22 protein-coding genes and 4 tRNA genes are annotated in these 22,028 nt (G+C 68.3%); 19 read left to right on the top strand and 7 right to left on the bottom strand.

The genetic code is table 11. The features are described from left to right. The first annotated feature begins 1 nt into the window (after window position 1). The 3 genes from BLT25_RS11750 (at window position 2) to BLT25_RS11765 (ending at window position 2,929) form a co-directional block, all read left to right on the top strand. Window positions 2–961: an acetaldehyde dehydrogenase (acetylating) gene (locus tag BLT25_RS11750; RefSeq protein ID WP_091046293.1), complete on the top strand. Its 960-nt coding sequence runs from the start codon at window positions 2–4 to the stop codon at window positions 959–961. After that, window positions 958–1,983: a 4-hydroxy-2-oxovalerate aldolase gene (gene dmpG, locus BLT25_RS11755; protein WP_091045788.1), complete on the top strand. Its 1,026-nt coding sequence runs from the start codon at window positions 958–960 to the stop codon at window positions 1,981–1,983. Before BLT25_RS11750 ends, dmpG begins: the two co-directional genes overlap by 4 nt. 478 nt (window positions 1,984–2,461) lie before the next feature. Continuing rightward, window positions 2,462–2,929: a hypothetical protein gene (locus tag BLT25_RS11765; RefSeq protein WP_091045792.1), complete on the top strand. Its 468-nt coding sequence runs from the start codon at window positions 2,462–2,464 to the stop codon at window positions 2,927–2,929. An 8-nt stretch (window positions 2,930–2,937) separates the two neighbouring features. Here the strand turns inward: BLT25_RS11765 and BLT25_RS11770 are convergent. From BLT25_RS11770 to BLT25_RS29865, 3 genes are all read right to left on the bottom strand, one after another. Continuing rightward, window positions 2,938–3,010 (bottom strand) — tRNA-Arg (locus BLT25_RS11770). Window positions 3,011–3,012: 2 nt separating this feature from the next. After that, window positions 3,013–3,078 (bottom strand) — tRNA-Met (locus BLT25_RS29860). 20 nt (window positions 3,079–3,098) lie between these two features. Next, window positions 3,099–3,170, bottom strand: a tRNA-Trp gene (locus BLT25_RS29865). Window positions 3,171–3,435: 265 nt separating this feature from the next. Here BLT25_RS29865 and BLT25_RS11775 point away from each other — a divergent pair. The 7 genes from BLT25_RS11775 to mgrA all read left to right on the top strand — a co-directional run bounded on the left by BLT25_RS11775 (window position 3,436) and on the right by mgrA (window position 8,718). After that, window positions 3,436–4,281 carry an LLM class flavin-dependent oxidoreductase gene (locus BLT25_RS11775; RefSeq protein WP_091045795.1) on the top strand — a complete coding sequence of 282 codons (846 nt, stop codon included), beginning with the start codon at window positions 3,436–3,438 and terminating at the stop codon, window positions 4,279–4,281. After that, window positions 4,274–4,894, top strand: coding sequence for a class I SAM-dependent methyltransferase (locus BLT25_RS11780; protein WP_091045797.1), 621 nt, complete (start codon window positions 4,274–4,276; stop codon window positions 4,892–4,894). The genes BLT25_RS11775 and BLT25_RS11780 overlap by 8 nt, the downstream gene beginning before the upstream one ends. 171 nt (window positions 4,895–5,065) lie before the next feature. After that, window positions 5,066–5,575 carry a hypothetical protein gene (locus BLT25_RS11785; protein ID WP_091045799.1) on the top strand — a complete coding sequence of 170 codons (510 nt, stop codon included), beginning with the start codon at window positions 5,066–5,068 and terminating at the stop codon, window positions 5,573–5,575. 106 nt (window positions 5,576–5,681) lie between these two features. Beyond that, window positions 5,682–5,921, top strand: coding sequence for a helix-turn-helix domain-containing protein (locus tag BLT25_RS11790; RefSeq protein WP_091045802.1), 240 nt, complete (start codon window positions 5,682–5,684; stop codon window positions 5,919–5,921). Further along, window positions 5,914–7,173 carry a type II toxin-antitoxin system HipA family toxin gene (locus BLT25_RS11795; protein ID WP_091045803.1) on the top strand — a complete coding sequence of 420 codons (1,260 nt, stop codon included), beginning with the start codon at window positions 5,914–5,916 and terminating at the stop codon, window positions 7,171–7,173. Before BLT25_RS11790 ends, BLT25_RS11795 begins: the two co-directional genes overlap by 8 nt. A 79-nt stretch (window positions 7,174–7,252) precedes the next feature. Then, complete coding sequence (locus BLT25_RS11800) at window positions 7,253–7,663, top strand: DoxX family protein (protein WP_091045806.1); 411 nt, start codon at window positions 7,253–7,255, stop codon at window positions 7,661–7,663. Then, a complete protein-coding gene (gene mgrA / locus BLT25_RS11805; protein WP_091045807.1) occupies window positions 7,660–8,718 on the top strand; it encodes an L-glyceraldehyde 3-phosphate reductase in 1,059 nt (352 codons plus the stop codon). The genes BLT25_RS11800 and mgrA overlap by 4 nt, the downstream gene beginning before the upstream one ends. Here the strand turns inward: mgrA and BLT25_RS11810 are convergent. Beyond that, complete coding sequence (locus tag BLT25_RS11810) at window positions 8,697–9,149, bottom strand: DUF4440 domain-containing protein (protein ID WP_091045810.1); 453 nt, start codon at window positions 9,147–9,149, stop codon at window positions 8,697–8,699. The genes mgrA and BLT25_RS11810 overlap by 22 nt on opposite strands. Before the next feature lie 81 nt (window positions 9,150–9,230). On the opposite strand from BLT25_RS11810, the gene BLT25_RS11815 reads away from it, so the two are divergent. The 4 genes from BLT25_RS11815 to BLT25_RS11830 all read left to right on the top strand — a co-directional run bounded on the left by BLT25_RS11815 (window position 9,231) and on the right by BLT25_RS11830 (window position 16,008). Further along, the gene (locus BLT25_RS11815; protein ID WP_091045812.1) at window positions 9,231–10,706 is read left to right on the top strand and encodes an amidase; all 1,476 of its coding nucleotides are present in this window, start codon (window positions 9,231–9,233) and stop codon (window positions 10,704–10,706) included. Between the two features lie 81 nt (window positions 10,707–10,787). Next, entirely contained in the window at window positions 10,788–12,614 is a 1,827-nt protein-coding gene (locus BLT25_RS11820; RefSeq protein ID WP_091045815.1) for a serine hydrolase domain-containing protein, read from the top strand. Between the two features lie 104 nt (window positions 12,615–12,718). Beyond that, window positions 12,719–14,038: a M20 family metallopeptidase gene (locus tag BLT25_RS11825; RefSeq protein WP_091045817.1), complete on the top strand. Its 1,320-nt coding sequence runs from the start codon at window positions 12,719–12,721 to the stop codon at window positions 14,036–14,038. A gap of 170 nt (window positions 14,039–14,208) precedes the next feature. Continuing rightward, window positions 14,209–16,008 (top strand): bifunctional metallophosphatase/5'-nucleotidase, encoded by a 1,800-nt coding sequence (locus tag BLT25_RS11830; protein WP_091045820.1) that lies wholly within the window; start codon window positions 14,209–14,211, stop codon window positions 16,006–16,008. Between the two features lie 79 nt (window positions 16,009–16,087). Here BLT25_RS11830 and BLT25_RS11835 read toward each other — a convergent pair whose 3' ends face one another. Next, window positions 16,088–17,560: an MFS transporter gene (locus tag BLT25_RS11835; RefSeq protein WP_218131312.1), complete on the bottom strand. Its 1,473-nt coding sequence runs from the start codon at window positions 17,558–17,560 to the stop codon at window positions 16,088–16,090. A gap of 83 nt (window positions 17,561–17,643) precedes the next feature. Here BLT25_RS11835 and BLT25_RS11840 point away from each other — a divergent pair, with 83 nt between their 5' ends. Continuing rightward, window positions 17,644–18,117, top strand: a complete 474-nt coding sequence (locus tag BLT25_RS11840; RefSeq protein WP_091045823.1) for a MarR family winged helix-turn-helix transcriptional regulator — start codon at window positions 17,644–17,646, stop codon at window positions 18,115–18,117. Here BLT25_RS11840 and BLT25_RS11845 read toward each other — a convergent pair. After that, a complete protein-coding gene (locus BLT25_RS11845; protein ID WP_091045825.1) occupies window positions 18,093–18,794 on the bottom strand; it encodes a TetR/AcrR family transcriptional regulator in 702 nt (233 codons plus the stop codon). The two genes, BLT25_RS11840 and BLT25_RS11845, sit on opposite strands and share 25 nt — an antisense overlap. Before the next feature lie 144 nt (window positions 18,795–18,938). Between BLT25_RS11845 and BLT25_RS11850 the strand changes: the two genes are divergently transcribed. From BLT25_RS11850 to BLT25_RS29870, 4 genes are all read left to right on the top strand, one after another. Beyond that, window positions 18,939–19,805: a helix-turn-helix domain-containing protein gene (locus tag BLT25_RS11850; protein ID WP_091045827.1), complete on the top strand. Its 867-nt coding sequence runs from the start codon at window positions 18,939–18,941 to the stop codon at window positions 19,803–19,805. A gap of 41 nt (window positions 19,806–19,846) precedes the next feature. Next, window positions 19,847–19,922, top strand: a tRNA-Lys gene (locus BLT25_RS11855). A gap of 367 nt (window positions 19,923–20,289) precedes the next feature. Next, window positions 20,290–20,493, top strand: coding sequence for a cold-shock protein (locus BLT25_RS11860; protein ID WP_045548871.1), 204 nt, complete (start codon window positions 20,290–20,292; stop codon window positions 20,491–20,493). 245 nt (window positions 20,494–20,738) lie between these two features. Continuing rightward, window positions 20,739–20,885: a hypothetical protein gene (locus BLT25_RS29870; protein WP_008360628.1), complete on the top strand. Its 147-nt coding sequence runs from the start codon at window positions 20,739–20,741 to the stop codon at window positions 20,883–20,885. Window positions 20,886–20,890: 5 nt separating this feature from the next. On the opposite strand, the gene BLT25_RS11865 is transcribed toward BLT25_RS29870, so the two are convergent. After that, window positions 20,891–22,024, bottom strand: a complete 1,134-nt coding sequence (locus BLT25_RS11865) for a hypothetical protein (RefSeq protein WP_091045830.1) — start codon at window positions 22,022–22,024, stop codon at window positions 20,891–20,893. Window positions 22,025–22,028: the final 4 nt, after the last annotated feature.

The raw sequence follows: 22,028 nt of genomic DNA on the forward strand, positions 1-22,028 counted from the left end.
CATGAGCAAGTCGAAAGTGGCGATCATCGGGTCGGGCAACATCGGCACCGATCTGATGATCAAGGTGATGCGTACGTCGCAGCACCTGGAGATGGGCGCGATGGTCGGGATCGACTCGGCCTCCGACGGCCTCGCGCGGGCGGCGAAGTTCGGCTTCGCGACGACCGCCGAGGGCGTCGAGGGGCTGATCGGGCTGCCGGACTTCGACGACATCGAGATCGTCTTCGACGCCACCTCGGCCAAGGCACACGTCGCCAACGCGGCCGCGCTGGAGCCCTACGGCAAGCGGCTGATCGACCTCACCCCCGCGGCGATCGGGCCGTACGTCATCCCGGCCGTCAACATCGACGAGCACATCGACGCCCCGAACGTGAACATGGTGACCTGCGGCGGGCAGGCGACCATCCCGATCGTGGCCGCGGTCGCGCGGGTCGTTCCCGTCGCCTACGGCGAGATCGTCGCCTCGATCTCCTCGAAGTCGGCCGGCCCCGGCACCCGGGCCAACATCGACGAGTTCACCGAGACCACCTCGGGCGCGATCGTGCAGGTCGGCGGCGCCAAGCGCGGCAAGGCGATCATCATCCTCAACCCGGCCGAGCCCCCGCTGATCATGCGGGACACGGTGTATGCACTGGTCGAGGGCGGGTCCCGCTCGCTGGAGGAGCTCACCGCCGAGATCACCGAGTCGGTCGAGAAGATGGTCGGTGACGTCGCCGCGTACGTTCCCGGCTACCGCCTCAAGCAGAAGGTCCAGGTGCAGGAGATCCCCGCGGATCAGCCGGTGGAGACCCTGCTGGCCTCGGCCGAGGACGCCCGGCCGACCCATCAGGTGTCGGTGTTCCTCGAGGTCGAGGGCGCCGCGCACTACCTCCCGGCGTACGCGGGGAACCTCGACATCATGACCTCGGCCGCGCTGCAGATGGCCGAACGCATCGCCGCTTCCAAGGAGGACGCCAAGTGAGCACCCCGATCTACGTCCAGGAAGTCTCGCTGCGCGACGGCATGCATGCCGTACGTCACCGGATCACCCCCGAGGACGTCAAGCGGATCGTCATCGCCGCCGACGAGGCCGGTGTCGACGCCATCGAGGTCGCCCACGGCGACGGTCTGACCGGAGGGTCGGTCAACTACGGGCCCGGCTCCAACTCCGACTGGGAGTGGATCGAGGCCGCGGCCTCGGTCATCAAGAACGCCCGCCTGACCACCCTGCTGCTCCCCGGCGTCGGCACCATCCACGACCTGAAGCGGGCCTACGACCTCGGCGTGCGTTCGGTCCGGGTCGCGACCCATTGCACCGAGGCCGACGTCTCGGCCCAGCACATCGGGGCGGCTCGGGAGATGGGGATGGACGTCTCCGGGTTCCTGATGCTCAACCACATGGCGCCGGTGGAGGTCGTGGCGCAGCAGGCCAAGCTGATGGAGTCCTACGGCGCCCACTGCGTCTACATCACCGACTCCGGCGGCCGCCTGACGATGAACGATGTCCGCGACCGCGCGCGTGCCTACCGCGACGTACTGAAGGACGAGACCGAGATCGGCATCCACGCCCACGAGAACCTCTCGCTCTCGGTCGCCAACTCGGTCGTCGCGGTCGAGAACGGCGTCTACCGTGTCGACGCTTCCCTCGCCGGCCACGGCGCCGGCGCCGGCAACTGCCCGATCGAGGCGTTCATCGCGGTCGCCAACCTGTCCGACTTCAAGCACAACTGCGACCTGTTCAAGCTCCAGGACGCCGCCGACGACATCGTCCGCCCGCTGCAGGACCGCCCCGTCCGGGTCGACCGCGAGACGTTGACGATGGGCTACGCCGGCGTCTACTCGTCGTTCCTCCGCCACGCCGAGAACGCCTCCGCCCGCTACGGTGTCGACACCCGCGACATCCTCATGGAGTGCGGCCGCCGCGGTTTGGTGGGTGGCCAGGAAGACATGATCGTCGACATCTGCCTCACGAAGCTGGCAGAACGCGAAGCCGCAGGCGCGTAGTCGAGTCAGCCGACGTGGGAGTCCTGAGGTCAGTGGGTGACCTCAGGACTCCCACGTGGTCGGTCCTCCGCCACTCGGTTCGTCAACTTCCGCACATATGCGCGGAAGTGACGGCTGGCCGGCCGCTGAGGCCGCAAGTTCGGCGCATGTGTGCGGAAGTTGCGGAGCCGCGACGCATGGTCGCGCCCGCCAGATCCGTTGGCGGTACGAAGAGGACGGGCCGCTGCCGTTGTCCTGGCGCGAGGACTGTATGCCGGCCCTGGACCAGTTCCGGGGTGAGGTCCTTCGTGAGTGTTCCCTGCAGGAATGGACCGGGGACGACATCGCGAACGGCATGGTCGCGGTCGGACTCACCTTTGACGAAGGCGGGTTCTTGGTGAGCAACGGGCTGGATGAGAACCGGATTGACGTCGGACCGACGGGTCCGCGCTTCCGGAGGGTCCGATGAGGCGTTGTCCGACGGGTAGGGTCAGGCGCCGTGAGTTTCGATCTGTATTTCTTCGACCTCGAACCCGGCCAGAGCTGGGACGATGCACTGAAGTCGATGGAAGCGGAGGCGCTTCGCGACGACGATGCGCCGATGACCGATGCTCAGCTTCAGATCTGGGAGCGGATCAAGGGAGCGGTCGCTCCGGTACTCCCTGATGCGACCGAGCACGTCACCGAACAGAGCCGTGAGCTCACCGATGATGCGAGTGCGATTCAGGTGTCGGTGTTCGGCGACGAGCTGAGCATCACCGTGCCGTACTGGTATCAGGGCGAGGAAGCCGAGCGGCTGGTGGCGCTGTTGCGCGAGGTGGCCCGCAGGGTCGAGGAAGCCACCGGCAGGGTTGCATACGACCCGCAGGCTGACGCAGCGTTCCTGGGTACGGGTGACAAGAGTGCTGCCGTGGCGATGTCGAAGATCCGCAGATTGCTTCTCGATCGGTGGCACAGGTCTGAGTGAGACGTTCGTGCCCTCGGGAGGAGTCGAACCTCCATCTCCGGTTTCGTAGACCGGCGTCGTGATCCATTGGACCACGAGGGCGTTGCGGGGCCTGGAGTCGAACCAGGGCCACTGGGCTTATGAGGCCCACGGCGTCGCCGGACACCCGCGTCGATGGGCAGTAGCACAGCCCGGGCGGTGGGAGTCGAACCCACATTCGGCCGGAGTTGGAATCCGGTCGCCTATCCGCTGGCTCACCCGAATCGAGGCGTACGACGTCGCTACGGCCGTGCCGACGGGAGGGGCGCGACGTCAGAGAGATCGTCGCCAGGGGCGCAAGGCGGAGGGATGCGCAGCGTCGACGTGCATGTCGGGTCTCACGGCCTCTCCTCTCGCAGATCCGGCCGGGCGCCGGGCACGGAGACAACGGTAGAGCTCCGCCCGCAGCCGTTGCCAATGGTTATTCGGCAAGATCCAGCAAGAATGGTCGAGCAGCGTTGTCGGTGGTCGCGTCTAGCGTGAGAGCCATGAAGTTCGGGTTCGTCGGAAGCTTCGGTACGCCGGCTCAGCACGTCGCACTCGCCCGGGAGGCAGAGGCGCACGGCTGGGACGGGTTCTTCACCTGGGACGCGATCAGCATGGGGTCGTTCGGGCCGACCTGGGACCCGTTCGCGGTGCTTGCGTCGGTGGCGGCGGTCACCGAGCGGATCACGCTCGGGGCGATGGTCTTCGCGGTGCCGCGACATCGGCCGTGGGAGTTCGCGCAACGGGCGCTGACGGTCGACCATCTCTCCGGTGGGCGGCTGGTGCTGCCGGTGGGGGTCGGGGTGCTGGACGACCAGGGCTACACCTCGGTCGATGGGCAGCTGACCGGGCTCAAGGAGCGAGCCGAGCTGCTCGACGACCTGCTCGGTTTTCTGGAACAGTCGTGGAGCGGTGAGCCGTTCACCTTCGCGGGTAAGCACATCCATGTCGGCGAGATGGTCTTCCCGGAGCCGCCGGTGAACGGGCGCATCCCGGTCTGGCCGGTCGGGGTGTGGGACGCCGAGCGTCCCTCGGTCAAGAACCTGCGACGTACGCTGCGCTGGGACGGCATCGTCGCCCAGATCCACAGCTCGATGGAGGAGCCAGGGCCGGCCGAGATCGCGGCGCTGGCGACGTGGTTGGGCGACCACGCCGAGGAGCCGGGCAAGCCGTTCGAGATCGTGACCCCGGGGCAGCTCTCCGGCGATCGTGAGCAGGACGCCGAACTGGCTCGCGCTCGCGCCGACGCCGGCGCGACCTGGTGGATCGAGTCGTGGTGGGATCCGGAGACCACGACCTCCGAGACGTTGCTCGAGAAGGTCCGCCAGGGCCCACCGCGCCATGGCTGAGTCCGTGGTCGACGCGGTTCACCGTGCCTACTACGACGAGGAGCTGCGAGCGCGGGCTGATCGGCCGCTGACCGAGGGGCGTCGGCGTCGGGTCGAGGAGTTCGCGGCGCGATGCGGGCGCGAGGGCTTACGCAGCGTGGTCGAGGTCGGCTGCGGTGCCGGACGCGACGGCCTGGTCCTCGCCGAGGCGGGGCTGGCGTACACGGGCGTGGACCTCTCGGCGGTCGGAGTGGAGGTCTGCCGGGCGGCCGGACTCGGTGCGCAGGTCGCCTCAGCGACCGCTCTGCCGTTCGCCGCGGACAGCTTCGACGCGGGGTGGACGATGAGCACCCTGATGCATCTCGACGGCGACGGGATGTCGCTGGCACTGGCCGAGCTCGGGCGAGTCGTTCGGCCCGGCGGCGTTCTCGAGATCGGTGTGTGGGGTCGCGATGAGGACGGCGAGTGGGTCGACCGGCACGGCCGCTACTTCCGGCACCGCCCCGACGACGACCTACGCGGACTGCTCGGGGAGATCGGTGTGGTCGATGCCTTCGAGGCGACGGACTTCGGCCTGTTCGGCGCCGGCGAGGAGAACGTCCACTACCAATGGGCGCGCGTACGCATCGCCTAACGGCAAACGAGGACGGCCGGTGTTGCTAGCCCGCCCGCACAACAGCGGCTACTTCCATGCATATGCGCGGACATGACGGGCCGATCGGCGGCAGAGACCGCAACTTCGGCACGTGTGTGCGGAAGTTGCGGGAGCACGTGGCCGAGCTTCCAGGGCGGATACGGTGGTGGCGTGTTCGACATCGACGGGTTTGAGCCGGACTGGCGTAGTGGCGCGAGCACGCTCCTGCTGGCGCATGGTCAGAAGCTGGCCGAGCTCGCCGGCCGGCGCCTCACCGCATGTTGGCTTGTCTGGGATGCCAGTGATGACTCCTGGTTTGCGGATGCTCCGGTTGTGCTCGACTTCGACGGCAGCCATCTGGAGATCTGTCACAACAAGTTCGACGAGCTTGATGTCGCCTGGGACCGGATCGACCTTTCGCGCCCGATCCCTTGGCGGTATGAAGAGGACGGGCCGATGCCGTTGTCCTGGCGGGAAGACCGCATGCCTGCTCTGGACAAGTTTCGCGGCGAGGTTGTTCGCGAGTGTGTCCTGCAGGAGTGGATCGGGGAGGACATGGCGAACGGGATGGTCGCCGTCGGGCTCACTTTTGGTGGCGGCGGCTTCTTGGTGAGCAACGGACTGGACGAGAACCACATCGATGTCGGGCCGATAGATGGGCGCTTCCGTAGGGTCTCCTGAGCTGGGCCCCGCTTCCGACATGACTACCGAAAGGGAGTCAGTCGGCATGACTACGTTTTCGTAGTCGCAGCTCGTGAATACGATATCGTAGTAGCGGAGGTGAGTGATGGCATACACCGGAAAGGTCACCAGCCCGGAGTCCCTCGGGCGGATCCTGCAGCAGGCGCGACTGCTGAACGGGTGGAGTCAGCGTGAGCTCGCGGCGAGGATCGGGACGACGCAGCGCTACATCTGGGAGATCGAGGCGGGCAAGCCGTCGATCTTCGTCGACCGCCTCTTCGCGCTCATGCGGGAGACCGGGACCGAGCTGACCGCGACCATCGATCCGGGGAGCGACGATGAGTGAACTCGTCGTCGAGCTCTACGGCAAGCCGATCGGTCGGTTGGCTGGGTCGAGCACGACGTACGACTTCATCGCCTCTGCCGAAGCGGTGGAGACGTACGGCCTGGACAGCACGATCCTGTCGCTGGCCCTTCCGCTGGCTCCAGTCGCGCCCCGCGGGCGCAAGCCGCGACGGCAGAACTTCTTCGCCGAGATGCTTCCCGAAGGTCGGATGCGGTCGAGGCTCGCGGCGATGGCCGATGTCAGTGAGCGCGATGTGATCGGACTGTTGCGGGCCTACGGGCGAGACGTCGCGGGGGCGCTGCAGATCTGGGACCCGGACGTTCCCGGCGAGCCGCGGACCCCGAAGCTCGAACCGGTCGGTGAGCAAGGTGTCGCGGACCTTCTCGGCGAGGTGAGTTCCTTCCCGCTCGCCAACAAGCCGACTGGCGGCAAGACGTCGCTCGCCGGGGTTCAGGACAAGATCGTTCTGGTGCGCAACGAGGACGGCTGGCACCGAGCGCTCGACGGGTACCCGTCCACGCACATCCTCAAGCCGGTCACCACCGACTTCCCGTCGATGATCTACGAAGAGGAGTACGGCGCTCGGTTCGCGCAGGCCTTGGGGCTGACGACGTACGACACGTTCATCGAGGAGTTCGCGGGCGTGCCGGCGCTGGTGATCGAGCGATATGACCGGGGCGATGCGGTCGATGGTGTTCCGAGTCGAGTGCACCAGGAGGACTTCAACCAGGTCCTTGGTGCTCGAGGAGATCAGAAGTATCAGAAGTACGGGGGCAAGGTCTCGCTGAAGCGGATCGCCGGCGAGTTCAGTGCGCTCGGTGACTCCGACTCGCTGCGGAAGCTGGCCCGGATGACCGTGCTGGCGGCGGCCATCGGAAACCTGGACATGCACGCGAAGAACATCTCGCTTCTCCATCACCCGGACGGCTCGGTCGAGATCGCTCCCGCCTACGACGTGGTCCCACAGCGGCATCTGCCGAACGACGGCGAACTGGCGCTCGCGGTTGACGGGGTCTATCAGCATGCGGCAATCACTCGCGGCAACCTCGTCGCCGAGGTCGCCTCGTGGCGCCTCCGTGATGCGGAGGAACTGGTCGATGGTGTTCTGGCGGACATTGCCGAGATCATCGCGGCCGAGACTCCCGCCTCTGGCGCATATCCGGGTCTGGTCGAGGACGTTCGAACCTTCACCGCCAATCTGCGGGCCGGGCGCTCAGCGGGAGCGGAGCTGAGCAGATCGCGGGAGTCATGAGGCGGTGTCCTGAGACTGTCGAAGGGTCAGTGGGTGACTCCGCGACTCCCGGGTTGGCGGAGCGTGGCAGAGTCATCCCGTGAGCAAAGAGTCTTCTTCTTCGCTTGACCTGCCACTGGTCGGTCTGGCTGCGTTGTTCCTGGGGTCCGGGACCCTGCATCTGGTGAGGCCGCAGGTCTTCGAGCCGATCGTGCCGCCGGCGCTGCCGGAGCCGCGCAAGGTGGTCGAGGTCTCCGGGGTCGCGGAGATCGTGTGCGGGCTGGGGCTGCTGCACCCGCGGACCCGCAGGATCGCGGGGCTCGCCAGCGCTGCGCTACTGGTGGGGGTCTTCCCGGCCAACGTGCAGATGAGCGTCGACGCGGGGATGCGGGCGAACCGGAAACGGACCGCGAAGGCGGCCGGATTCTTCGCCGGCACCGTCGCGCGGCTGCCGTTGCAGTGGCCGATGATCAAGGTGGCGCTGCGCGCCGGAAAGAGGACCGACGCATGACGTACGCCCCGGCAGAGGATCGCTACGACTCGATGCAGTACCGGCGGACCGGGCACAGCGGGCTGGATCTGCCTGCGGTCAGCCTCGGGCTGTGGCACAACTTCGGTGACGACCTGGCGTTCGAGCGGCAGCGGGCGATCCTGCGTACGGCTTTCGACGCGGGGATCACCCACTTCGACCTGGCCAACAACTACGGTCCTCCCTACGGCTCGGCGGAAGAGAACTTCGGCCGCCACCTGCGCGGCGACTTCGCCGGGCTGCGCGACGAGCTGGTGATCTCGACCAAGGCCGGCTGGGACATGTGGCCGGGGCCGTACGGGAAGATCGGCGGCTCGCGGAAGTACCTGATCTCCAGCCTCGACCAGTCCCTGAAGCGGATGGGGCTCGACTACGTCGACATCTACTACCACCACCGTCCCGACCCCAGCACACCGCTGGAGGAGACGATGGGCGCCCTCGACCAGATCGTGCGCTCCGGGAAGGCGCTCTACGTCGGGTTGAGCTCCTACTCCTCGGCGCTGACCCGCGAGGCGGCGGCGATCCTGCGCGACCTCGGTACGCCGCTGCTGATCCACCAGCCGTCCTACTCCGTCCTCAACCGCTGGCTCGAGACCGACGGGCTGCTGGACACGCTCGACGAGGTCGGGGCCGGTGCGATCTCGTTCTCGCCGTTGGCGCAGGGTCTGCTCACGAACAAGTACCTCGGCGGCAGCGTCCCCGAGGACTCACGCGCCGCCAAGGCGCGGTTCCTGACTCCGGATGCGCTCACGCCCGAGACGCTCGCCGGCATCGAGTCGCTCAACGCCCTCGCCGCCGACCGTGGCCAGACCCTCGCCCAGATGGCGCTCGCCTGGGCGCTGCGTGATCCACGGATGACCTCGGTCGTCATCGGCGCCTCCCGTCCGGAGCAGGTCACCGACTGCCTCGGCGCGCTCTCCGGTCCCGAGCTCACCACCGAGGAGCTGGCCAGGATCGACGAGTACGCCGCTTCCACCGGCATCGACCTGTGGAAGCGCGACCGGGTCGAGGGGGACTACCGCGAGATCTTCAACTGACGCTCGTCGTCCCAGGCCGCCGAGCTGATCCGCCAGCCGTCGTCGGTGCGTACGAACGACATCGTCTTCATCCCCCTGCCGGTGTGGACCTCGCCTCCGGCGAGCCAGCGCTTGCCGTAGGCACCCCACCAGTGGGCGATGTCGCCGAAGACGTCGATACGACCGGGCTCCGGCCATTCCTCGAACTCCTCGATCTCGCCGCTGGTGAGGAGCGCGAGACGCGGAGCGATGAAGGACTCGATGTCGTAGACCTCGACCGGCAGCCCGCACGTGCGCACCACGGTCGCGCCGGGAATCATGATCCGGCGCAGGTCGTCCAGGCGGGCCGCCGCGTCCGTTCCTGCGGTGAACGCCGAGAAGAAGGCGCGCACCAGCTCCTCGACCGCGGTCTCGTCCGACGTCGCTACGGCGTTCTCACCGGTGGTGGCCATGGCCGGAAAGATAGCCACACACCTCGGCAACGGCACGTCATTTCGGGGCGCGGATCGCCAGGCATGCCCTAGCCTGCGCTCATGCGGGTCGATGAGTATCTGACGTACGACGCCACCGGGCTGGCTCAGCTGGTCGCTGCCAAGGAGGTGACCGCGGCCGAGGTCCTGGCCGCGGCGCGGGAGCGGGCGAAGGCGGTCAACCCGCGGATCAACGCGATCGTCGCGGACATCCCCGAGGCCGACGACCAGGTCGCCGGCGACGGCCCGAGCGGGCCGTTCGGCGGGGTGCCCTTCCTGGTGAAGGACCTGGCCCAGGAGTATCGGGGACACCCGACGACCTACGGCTCCCGGTCGCTCGTCGACGACGTCGCCGAGGAGCACTCCTACTTCACCCAGAGCGCCCTGGACGCCGGTCTGGTGATCTTCGGCAAGACGAACACCCCGGAGTTCGGGTCGAAGGGGATCACCGAGCCGGAGCTGTTCGGCGCCGCACGCAACCCGTGGAACACCGACCACACGCCCGGCGGCTCCTCGGGTGGGTCCGGGGCCGCCGTGGCCGCCGGGATCGTCCCGGCCGCCGGCGCAAACGACGGCGGCGGGTCGATCCGGATCCCGGCGGCCTGCAACGGCCTGGTCGGGCTGAAGACCACCCGCGGGCTGCTGCCGCTGGGCCCACAGAGCCTGGATGCCTCCAACGGCTTCGTCGTCCAGGGCGTGCTGACCCGGACGGTGCGCGACGCGGCCGGGCTCTACGACGCCCTCATCGGTGACCGGCCGATGGCGATGATCCACGCGCCGCACCCCGGTGCATCCTTCTCGGAGGACATCGCGACCGCGCCCCGCAAGCTCCGGATCGGGTTCACCTCGACGTCCTCGATCACCGCGCCCGACCCGGAGGCGATCGCGGCCGTCGAGGATGCGGCCAAGGCCCTCGAAGCGCTCGGCCACGAGGTCGAGGAGGTCGAGGCGCCCTATGACGCCGCCGAGCTCGGCCGCGACTTCCTCACCATCTGGTTCGCCTCGGCCGCTGCCGAGGTCGCCGAGGCCAAGCTCCGGGTGGGGGCCACCAACAAGGACTTCGAGGCCGACACCCTGGCCGTGGCCGAGCTCGGCCGGGCCGGGGGAGTGGTCGCCGTCGAGCTCGCACACATCAATCGCCGCAACCATGTACGCCGCCTGAGCGCGTTCCACGAGACGTACGACCTGCTGCTGACGCCGACGCTGGCGAAGCCGCCGCTGAAGGTCGGGCAGCTGACCACGCCCAAGGCGCTCCAGACCGCGGCACGGGTGCTGCACAAGGTGCATGGCGGGCGGATCATGCGCGCGACCGGGATGATCGACCAGCTGGTCGACGAGAACCTCGGCTGGGTGCCCTACACCCAGCTCGCCAACATCACCGGACGCCCGGCGATCTCGGTGCCGACCTACCGGACCGCAGCCGGGCTGCCGCTGGGCATCCAGCTCTCCGGGCAGCTCGGTGACGACGGCCTGCTGCTGCAGGTCGCTGCCCAGCTGGAGCAGGCGAAGCCGTGGGCGGAGGCCGGCCCGACTCTCTGAGGCCGCAGCTCTGATGGCGGGTGCGTGAAAGAAAATTTCCTTTCCCGCACGAACCTCCCGCCGGAGCGGCAGTATCGGGGCATGACACCGTCTCCGGACATGCTCATGACCTCTCGGCGCACGCTTCTCGGCGGCACCCTGAGCGGAGTCGCGATGACTCTCCTCGGTGGTGCCGCGGTGGCCTCGACCCCGGAGGACCCGACCAGGGCGACCAGGATGCTCGCCTCGCTGGCCGGCGGGCCACCGACGATCACGCCTGACGAGCTGACCTTCACCCCGCGCACCGTCCTGCGGCCCGGCCACGCGCGCCAGGTCGGCCTCGACCCGGCGCCGATCGCGAGGATCCGCACCGAGCTGACCCGGTTCCTCGAGCCGACGACGGAGAACCCCGCCCACCCCCTGTACGCAGGGGCCACCGCGATCGCCGTCAAGGATGGCGTCATCGTCGCCCACGAGAGCGTGGGCAAGGCGCTCAGGTACGGCCTCGACGGCACCGCCGTCATCGAGCTCCCGGCCGAGCAGCAGGTCGCGGCCGGGCTGGACACGATGTGGGACATCGCCTCGATGTCGAAGCTCTTCACCACGACCGCGATCCTGCGGCTGATGGAGCAGGGCAGCCTCGACCTCGAGGCGCCGGTGGTCACCTACCTGCCCGAGTTCGCGCCGCACGGCAAGGACGCGATCCTCGTACGTCACCTCCTCACCCATGTCTCCGGCCTGCTCGCCGGTCCGTCGCCGTCGCTGTGGGCGGGTTACGACACCTACGCGGAGCGGGTCGCGGCGATCATGGACACGACCCCGACGCACGCGCCCGAGCAGGTCTACCGCTACTCCGACATCAACCTGATCACGCTCGGGCTGCTGGTCGAGCGGCTCTCGGGGAAGAAGCTCGACGTCTACGTCCGCGACCACATCACCGAGCCGCTCGGGATGCGCGACACCATGTACAACCCGCCCGCCGACCGCCTCGACCGTGTCGCCGCCACCGAGTACCAGCCGTGGGCCGGCCGCCCGATGATCCGTGGCGAGGTGCACGACGAGAACGCCTGGGCGCTCGGCGGCGTCGCCGGCCATGCGGGCGTCTTCTCGACCGCCGCGGACATGGCCAGGTTCGGCCAGATGTTCCTCAACGGCGGCGTCTACAACGGCACCAGGATCCTGGACGAGGACACCGTCAGACTGAGCCTGCGCGACTACACCGGCGCCCAGTTCCCCGGCAGCTCCCGTGGCCTCGGCTGGGAGCTCGCCACGACCTGGTACCACGGCCCGATCTGGTCCCCGGTCTCCTTCGGTCACACCGGCTACACCGGCACCAGCATCGTGATGGACCCGATCGGCCACCAGCTCGTCGTACTGATGACCAACCGCGTCCACCCCAGCCGCGACTGGGGCAGCAACAACCCCTCCCGTCGTGCCGTCTCCGACGCGCTGGGGATGGCCTCGGCCGTCCGGCCGGCGAGGGGACGTACGTCGTGGTTCTCGGGTCGCACGAACGCGAAGAAGGCGACGCTCGACGTGCCGCTGCCAGCCACGAACGGCGCGAAGGTCGCCTTCGACTATCGCTTCGACACCGAGCCACGCTTCGACTTCGGCCGGCTGCAGTACTCCACCGACGGCACCACCTTCAGCCCGCTGCCCTGGACGCTCGAGGGTGGCGACTGGAGCTGGGAGACCAGCGAGGCGGTCAACGGCTACGGCGGCCGCCGGTGGCTGTGCGGCCGCGCCGAGCTCCCGGACGGCACGACCGCGGTGCGGTGGACCTACGAGACCGACTCGTCCTCCCAGGGGCGCGGGATCCACGTCGACGGCATCGTGGTCAGCCAGGGGCGGCGTACGTTGTTCGACTCCTCCCGACCCGCCGACGAGGCACGTATCGTCGCCGACGGCTGGGCCCTCAGCGATCGGTGACACATCACCGATAGCCTCGGCGCCATGAGCGAGCGCCAGCGAGTGACCATAGGCCTCAGGCCGCCGTTTCGGTATTCTTTGCTTTCCTATTCCGAGGCGGCGGCATGAGTCAGCCGCAGCAGCCGAACCCGTTCCTGGTCAATCAGCTCCGCGACGAGACCGACGCCAAGGCGCTCATCACGAAGGCGGCCGAGTCGAGCTCGGCGGGTGCGCCGAGAGGGATCCTGGATGCGCTCCGCGACAAGCTCGTGGACCTGGGCCCCGAGCTGGTCGCGGTTTCCCACGACCTCGCCGAACACCCCGAGACCGGCTTCGAGGAGCACCGGAGCTCGGCCGGGCTGGCCGAGTTCGTCGAGGCTCACGGCATCGAGGTGGCCCGCGGTGCCTACGGCCTCCCGACCGCCCTCTACGCCTCGGCCGGCGGCACCAAGGACGGCCCGACGATCGCCGTGCTCTCCGAGTACGACGCGCTCCCCGGCATCGGCCACGGCTGCGGTCACAACCTGATCGCCACCGTCGGCGTGGGCGCGTTCCTGGCCATCGCGAGCGTGATCGACCGCCTCGGTGGCCGCGTGATCTGGCTCGGCACCCCCGCCGAGGAGGGCGGCGGCGGCAAGGAGCTGATGGCGCAGAAGGGCGCCTTCGAAGGCGTCGACGCCGCGATCATGGTCCACCCGTTCACCTACGACAGCTCCGAGCCGGTCTTCCTCGGTCGCAGGCAGCTGAAGGTGACCTACGTCGGGGTGCCGGCGCACGCCTCCATCCAGCCGTTCATGGGGCGCAACGCCCTGGACGCGGCCAACCTGCTCTACACCGGCGTCGCGCTCAACCGGCAGCAGATGCCGCCGACCGACCGGGTGCACGCGATCATCACCGACGGCGGCCTGCGCCCCAACGTGATCCCGGAGCACGCCTCGATCCAGTTCTACGTACGCTCCGCCTACCCCGAGACGCTCAAGATCCTCTCCCAGCGGCTGGAGGAGATGGCGATGGGCGCGGCGCTGATGACGGGCTGCGGTGTCGAGTTCAGCTGGGACGAGTCGCCGGTCTACCTGCCGATCCGCAACAACAGCGGGCTGGCGCAGGCGTGGAACCGCCGCTACCAGGAGCGCAACCACACCGTCCTCGCGCCCGGCGTCGTCCCGGACCTGCTCGCCGGGTCCACCGACTTCGGCAACGTCTCCTTCCGGGTCCCCGGCCTGCACGCGATGGTCAAGATCGCCGAGCCCGACGTGTCGCTGCACAGCCGCGAGTTCGCCGCTGCCGCGGTCACGCCGTACGCCGACGAGGTGCTCGTCGATGCCGCCTACGGTCTCGCCGGGGTGGCCGCCGACTATCTCTCCGACGCGAAGCTGCGGGAGACGGTCCGCGACGAGTTCGAGGAGGCCGGCGGGGCGGTGGATGTTACCGAATTTTTTGGCTGAAGCGGAGCCCGAAGCGAAATATGCTGCTGATTAACGGTTGATGACGATTCGGCGGCGGTAACCGGATTACCTCTTCACAAGAAGAACCCGAAGGGGCATCGTTCCCTTCGTCGATCACTGAGATGGGGAGCCCAGCAATGCCTCGTAACATCCGAAAGCTTCGTCCTGTTGTGGCCGTTGCCGCCGTCGCTCTCGCGGCCGCCGCAGTCGCCACCCCGGTCGGGACCGCGTCCGCCAAGCCGGGGAAGCATCTGGTCGATGTCCAGCTGCTCTCGTTCAACGACTTCCACGGCAATCTCGAGGCGCCGTCGGGTTCGAGCGGGCGCCTGGTCACCGGCCACCACATCGACCCGGCCACCGGTGCGCCGGTCGACGAGACCGTCAACGTCGGCGGCGTGGAATACCTCGCCTCCCACCTGGCCGAGGCCCGCAAGGGGCACAAGCGCTCGCTGACCGTCGCCGCCGGTGACCTGATCGGCGCCTCGCCGCTGCTCTCGGCCGCCTTCCACGACGAGCCGTCCATCGAGGCGCTCAACGAGCTCGGCCTGGACGTGACCTCGGTCGGCAACCACGAGTTCGACGAGGGCTACCAGGAGCTGCAGCGCATCGCCAAGGGTGGCTGCATCGACGATGGCGACGGCGAGGACAACCAGAACTCCTGCGCCGCCCACGAGTACCAGGGCGCTGACTTCGACATCCTCGCCTCCAACGTGGTCGAGGACGCGAGCGGCAAGACGATCCTGCCGTCGTACGCCATCAAGGAGGTCGACGGCGTCAAGATCGGCTTCATCGGCATGACCCTGGAGGGCACTCCCGACATCGTCACCGCCGAGGGGGTCAAGGGCCTCACCTTCAAGGACGAGGTCGAGACCGCCAACGCGCTGGTGCCCAAGCTGAAGAGGAAGGGCGTCAAGGCGATCGTCACCCTGATCCACGAGGGTGCCAACCTGCCGAGGGAGAAGTGGACCGACCCGGCCACCGGCAAGGTCTACGACGTCAACGCCAGGTACGACTACACCTGCGAGGGCGGCGGCGAGCTGGTCGCGGGCTCGCCCATCGTGCCGATCGCCGAGAACCTCGACCCCGAGATCGACATGCTGGTCACCGGCCACACCCACAACCCCTACGTCTGCGACGTACCCGACCCCAAGGGCAAGTCCCGTCTGGTCACCTCGGCCTCGTCCTTCGGTCGGCTCTACACCGAGACCAACCTGAAGTACGACCTCAAGAAGCGCGACATCGTGCGCTCCTCGGTCCAGGGGTCCAACCTGCTGGTCACCCGTGACGTGGCCAAGGCCCCGGAGCAGACCACGCTGATCAACACCTACAAGGAGCTGGTCACCCCGATCGCCTCCCGGGTGCTCGGTTCGATCTCCGGTGACATCACCCGCACCGCCAACGCCTCCGGCGAGAGCGCCCTCGGTGACCTCATCGCCGACGCCCAGCTCGCCGACCAGTCGACGGTCGTCAACGGGCAGACGCCGGTGATCGCGTTCATGAACCCGGGCGGCATCCGCGCCGACCTGACCGCGGCCAACTCGCCCTACGGTGAGGCTGTCGGTGATGTCACCTACGACGAGGCGTTCACGGTCCAGCCGTTCAACAACTTCATGGTCTCGCTGACCATGACCGGCCAGGACATCTACGACCTGCTCACCCAGCAGGTCACCGGCGCCAACGCCGCGTCCCACAAGATCCTGCAGGTGTCGGAGGGCTTCTCCTACCAGATCAGCCCCTCGGGTCCCGTCGACGGTTCGGTCACGCTCAACGGCCAGCCGATCGACAAGGCCGCGTCCTACCGGGTCGTGACCAACAACTTCCTGCAGGGCGGCGGCGACGCGTTCGCGGCCTTCACCAAGGGCACCGACCCCTACTACGGCGGCCTCGACATCGATGCCTTCTCCGCCTACCTGGAGGCCAACTCGCCCTACACCCCGGGCCCGCTCGACCGCATCACCGGGACCCACTGAACGAAGATCCGTTCGTACGCAGCGGGCCCGACCAGCTCAGTGCTGGTCGGGCCCGCTGTCGTATCGGCGTGCTGTCGAGTCAGTGCGATCCGGCGAGCACCGCGTCGTCCGCGGTGTCGTCGGCCGCCTCCCGCCGAGGCCTGGGGATGAGGAGCACGATCAAGGCACCGACACCGGCCGCCAGCGCCCCGATCACGAAGCAGAGCTGGAACGCGCCCGCGGTCGGGATCTCGGGCGCGCCGGGGGCGAGCACGGTGGTCTGGCTGGTGAGCACGATGGCCATCACCGCGCCCGCGACCGTGGTGCCCATCGAGCGCATCAGGCTGTTCAGCCCGACGCTCGCGGCGGCCTCGGCGGCCGGGACGTTGCTGAGGATGAGCGTGGGCATCGCGGCGTACCCGATCCCGACGCCTGCCGAGGCGATGCAGGAGGCGAGCATGAGCTGCCACGGGGCATCCATCAGGAAGACCGCGACGACGTAGCCCGAGGCCAGGACGACCGCGCCGATCGCCATCGTGCCGCGTCCACCGAGGCGGGTCAGCAGTCGCGAGGAGACCGGGGTGAAGAGCATCATCATCAGACCCCCCGGCGCCATCCACATGCCGGCCTGGAAGATCGTCTGGCCCAGGCCGTAGCCGGTGGCCTCGGGCATCTGGAGGAGCTGTGGGACCACGATCGACTGCGCCATCATGCCGAAGCCGATGAGGACGGCCGCGATGTTGGTGAACAGCACCGGCTTGCGCGCGGTGGTGCGCAGGTCGACGAGCGGGTCGTCGTGGCGCAGCTCGTACCAGCCCCAGAGGAGCAGGATCACGACTCCACCGATGATCATGCCGAGGGTCTCGGGCTCGACCCAGCCCCAGTCGTTGCCCTTGGAGACGCCGACCAGGACGCCGACGAGCCCGGCCGCGAGCCCGAGCGCGCCGACGATGTCGAGGCGGCCGGGGTGGGCGTCGCGAACGTGCGGGACCACGGCCGCGGTCAGCACGGTGACGACGAGGGCGAGGCCGGCGGAGACCCAGAAGAGGGTGTGCCAGTCGAAGTCCTGGGCGATCCAGGCGGCCAGCGGCAGGCCGAGTGCGCCGCCGACGCCGAGGGTGGCGCTGACTCCCGCGACCGCGGTGTTGCGCAGGTGCTCGGGCGCGACCTCGCGCACGAGGCTGATCGCGACCGGGATGTAGCCCATCGCCATGCCCTGGAGCACGCGGCCGACCAGGACCGGGCCGACGGCGTCGGAGAGGGCGACGATGACGGAGCCGAGCACCAGGATGATGCCGGAGATCACCAGGACGGGCTTCTTGCCGTAGAGATCGGCGAGGCGGCCGGTGACGGGCATCGTCACGCCGGCGCCGAGCAGCGTGGCCGTGACCACCCAGGAGGCGGTGCTGACCGTGGTGGAGAGCAGCTCGGGGAGCTCGCTCTGGATCGGGATGACCAGTGACTGCATCAGCGCGGCGCAGAGGCTGCCGAAGCAGAGCACCATGATGACGGCCACGGCGCCACCGGTCGAGCGCGTGGTCGGCTCGCGGGTGGTGGACGGGGAGGAACTCAAGACACACCTCTGATGTGTAATCTACATATTGACGTATGTATGCTACACATCATGAGGTCAGAACGACAATGCCTGGAGATGTGATGCCGTCCACAACGCCCTCTGCCGGGGACCCGCTCTTCAGGAAGATCAGTCCAGACCTGACCGCCGACCGCCGTCTGGCCTCCCTGATCGGGCGACTCGAGGTGCACCGCCGTCTCGCTGAGGACCGCAGTGCGCTCAACCACGCCGACGGTCGCCTGCTCTGGTTCCTCTCCGACGGTCGGCCGCGTACGCTCCGCGAGATCGCCGACGGGCTCAACCTCGAGCAGTCGACCGTGAACCGGCAGGTGAACGCCGCGCTCTCCGCCGGCCATCTGCGGAGGTTCGCCGAGCAGGGGCGTTCGGCGCGACTGATCGAGCCGACCGAGGAGGGCCTCGCGGTCTATGAGGCAGCCTCGGCGCGGGCACTGGGCGCCTATGCGGACGGGCTGGCGGCTCTGGGGGAGGGGTCCGAGAAGTTCCTCGAGCTGCTCGAGCGCTTCGTGGGTGCCTACGGTGAGGCCGTACGGGAATGACGATCGCCCACGAGGGGTGTGGCGGCCGAGGCCGCCGCGGCGATACGTGAGTCGGGGATCCCGCACGCGCGTAGGCAGGTCGAGGCGATGAGGCCGGCGGTCGCGTCGTCGATCGGCACGCCGCTGCTGCGAAGCCTCGTGGTGACCTCGACCAGATGCATGAGCATCTCGCCGAGGTGGCCCTGCTCGGCCGCCGCGGCGACGCCGGGCGTCGCCGCCCGGGTGGCCATCCGCCCGTAGGCCTCGGCGAGCTCGGCGCGAACGCTGCGAAAGGCATCGAAGGCGTCGCTGCTGGTCACGTCGGGGTGAGTGGCCAGCATGCCGATGTTGTCCGGCGCCTCGGCGAGCGTGTGGATGTCGACGAGGGCCAGCAGGTAGAGCGCGGCCTCGGGACTCGTGGACGCGGTCAGCTGCTCGATCTGGTCGATCCGATCGACGGTGGGTCGGACGGATCGCTCCAGGAGTTCGGCGAGGATCTCGTCCTTGCTGGTGAAGTGGTAGTAGAGCGACGCCTGCCTGATCCCGACCCTGTCGGCGATCTCCCGCGTCGAGGTGGCCGCGAAACCCTTGGTCACGAACAACTGCGCCGCGGCATGAAGCACCTGCTCGCGCGGTGGGGCAGCCGTGCTCGAGGGGACGAGGCGAGGTCGTCCGGGGTGGGTTCGTCGGATGCTCATCGAAGCCCTGCCTTCCTGTCTGCGTCGACCCCGAATCCAGTAGAGCATAATATGTTGATGCTGCCAATCATGATGTGCATCTGGACGTCGGGTATGCCCATCCGGCACGATGGTGGTTCCGATCCGTAGAAGGAGGCTGTCGCCGTGCCCCGCCCCAACCGTCGAGCCCGTGAAGCACTGACCGAGGCGCTCCGGGAAGCCCGTCGCGCCGCCGGCCTGACCGGGGCCGGTCTGGCGAATGCGCTGGGCTCGGGCTGGTCCCAGCCCAAGGTGTCCAAGATCGAGTCGGGTCGGCAGTCGGTCTCCGAGGCCGAGGTCCGTGCCTGGGCGGCCGCGGTGGGTGCCGACCGGGAGATGCTGCTCGCGCTGCGCGCCCGCGCCGACCAGGAGCATGCCGCGTTCCGTGACGCTCATCCGGCCGGCGGCGATGCGGAGCAGCACCAGGATGCGTACGCAGCGACCGAGGTGGCCGCCAAGGTCCTGACCAGCTACCAGCCGCACAGTGTCCCCGAGCTGTTGCAGACCCCCGGCTACGCGCGTGCCCTGCTGGCGTTGGCAGGTGGTTCGCGTGACCGAGACGGCGTTGCCGAAGAGGTCTCGCACGTGATCGCGGCGCGGCTGCGTCGCTCGGCGATCCTTTACGAGCCCGGCCGGACGATCACCATCCTGGTCGGCGAGGCCGCCCTGCACCACCTGGTGGGATCGCCCGAGATCATGCGTGCCCAGATCGATCACATCGCGAATCTGGCGACCACCACCCAGGCGAGGATCGGGATCGTCCCCTTCGAGAGCTTCCCCGTTCTGGTCCAGCACGGCTGGGACCAGCGCGACCGGATCGTCACTGTCGAGACGAGCGCCGGCGACCTCGAGATCGCGGACCCGGTCGAGGTCGCCCGCTACGAGCGCTGGACGCAGCTCCTGCTCGAGCATGCGCTCACGGGCGAGGCGGCCGCCGAGCGATGTGCCCGGATCATCGGCGAGCGCGGAAAGGTCGTCGACGCGGCCGGGTGACCTCGAATAGGAGACGGCTGCTGCTCCGGTAGACTCCCGGCGGGCCGTTAGCTCAGTTGGTAGAGCAGTGGACTTTTAATCCATGGGTCGTCGGTTCGAGACCGACACGGCCTACCAAAAGAAGACCCTCGCCCGGCCTCGGGCGGGGGTCTTCTGCTCTCCGGAAGTGCTCCGAAACCCGGGGGCGTACGTCCCGCTGAGCGGCCGTTTCGCGGCTCTGTTGGGCAACCTTCACCGGTTCGCGCGTAAAACGATCGGTCAAGGGGGGTTCGCTCAGGCGCGTGAGTTGCTAGTGTCACTCCCGCAACAGGTGCAAGTTCCAGAAGGTCTGACGCCTGCGGAGTTTGTGATCCAACGGCGTTTCTGCTCTGTGCCCGCCCGGACCCCGGTCCGGGAACACAGGTCGGAGCGACGTGTCACCCGCCCCTGATGCGGGGCTGCCGAACCTGGTGGCCTCTCGCCCCGACTAAGGAGTAACGAGCAGATGGCTCAGGGCACCGTTAAGTGGTTCAACGCCGAGAAGGGTTTCGGCTTCATTGCGCAGGAGGACGGCGGCGACGACGTCTTCGTTCACTACTCTGCGATCCAGACCAACGGCTACAAGTCGCTGGACGAGAACCAGAAGGTCGAGTTCGACGTCACCCAGGGTCCGAAGGGCCCGCAGGCGGAGAACGTTCGCCCTCTCTGAAACAAGGCTCAATGAGTAGCTAAGGCGATCTCGGGTTCGGCACCTGCCGACAATGATCATCTGCAACGAGGCCCCAGCCGTTCGGCTGGGGCCTCGTGGTCTGATTGGAGCCCTCTCAGGCTTCTGTGTCACGCTTGATGTGACAACTTTTGATGGTTCTTGGTGGATCAGCGCGCAGATACCCCGAGACTGGGCGATGATGTGAAGACGAGTCTTTTCGAGCGTGACCTGAGGAGGTGGCGGGCGTGGCTGATCAGTTCGATGTGACGCTGGAAGATCCCGAGCTGCTCCTCGAGGTCGAGCTCACGACCAACCTCATCGTCGCCGCCAGCGAGTCCGAGGATCACCTCTCCCAGGACGAGATCGACCGCATCCTCGGGATCATCCCCTAAAGACGTCAGCAGGTCGCGAAGAGCAGCGGCCCGTTCGCGAGGTCGGAGAGCACGGGCGCGCCGTCCTTCGGCCGCAGCTGCATGGTGACGACCTCGTCCTCGGCCGCGACCTTCCCGAGCTCGAACCGCTCGTCGAAGGTGCCGCCCTGGCCGGGTGCCGGACCGACGGCGAGCTTGGCCCGGGTGTCGGCGTTCGTACGCGCCTGGTCGTCGTTCTCGAACGACATGGCGACGCGTACGTCCCCGTTCGGCTCGGCCGCCATGGCGAAGCCTGCGATCGGGTTGATGTCGCCGGCGGCGTCGACGAGACCGTCGGCCTGGTCCTGGTCGGCGGCCGAGGCGCCGCCCAGCCCGATCTCGGTGCAGGTGAAGTCGCCGTCGTAGACGAAGGCCGAGAGGGGGTCGTCGAGCCGGTCGGCGGCGTCGGTCATGGGCTCGTGCAGGTCGCCGTCGCCGAGGCTCTCGACCTGGTCGCTCAGGTAGCGCCGGCCGTCCGAGGCCAGGATGAGGTCGTGCTCGGGCAGAAAGGCGATGTAGGTGAGCTTCGGGCTGATCGTCGAGTCGATCCCGGAGTCGGTGAAGTTGGAGAAGGGGACCAGGGTGCCGTCCCAGACGCCGCCGTCCGCGGGGTCGTCCCCGGGGGCGGTGAACCCCATCGAGGTGAGCTGCTCGACGAGGTGGTCGGCGTCCATGTCCTCGAGGTGTCCGATCATGAGCGCTCCCTCGGTCGACTGGGTGTAGAGCTCCCAGTCGAGGGTCGCCGGTGACCAGCCGAAGTGCTGCTGCAGCAGGCCGGAGGCGTCAGGAAGCACCGAGGTCGAGGTGAGGTCCTTCGTATAGGCGGCGTCGATCATCTCGTGGACCTCCTCCGGGGTGGAGTCGGCATCGAGGTCGGCGCCGACGCTCTCGCGGATGCCCGTCCAGTCGGTGAAGGAGACCCGCGTCGCCTCGGCGGGGGCCAGCCGCAGCGCCTCGTCGAGGTCGCCTCCACGGGTCGCCCATGCGCGAGCGAGGAAGATGACGAGCGCAACGATGACGACGCCCACCGCGATGGTCAACAAGGGGTGGGCGCGTACGACTCGGGATGACCGGTCGGCCCACATCCTGGGGCGGCCGAGAAGCTGGGGGGTGCTGAGCATTGCG

It is taken from the genome of Nocardioides sp. YR527 (assembly GCF_900101045.1).
GTDB lineage: Bacteria > Actinomycetota > Actinomycetes > Propionibacteriales > Nocardioidaceae > Nocardioides.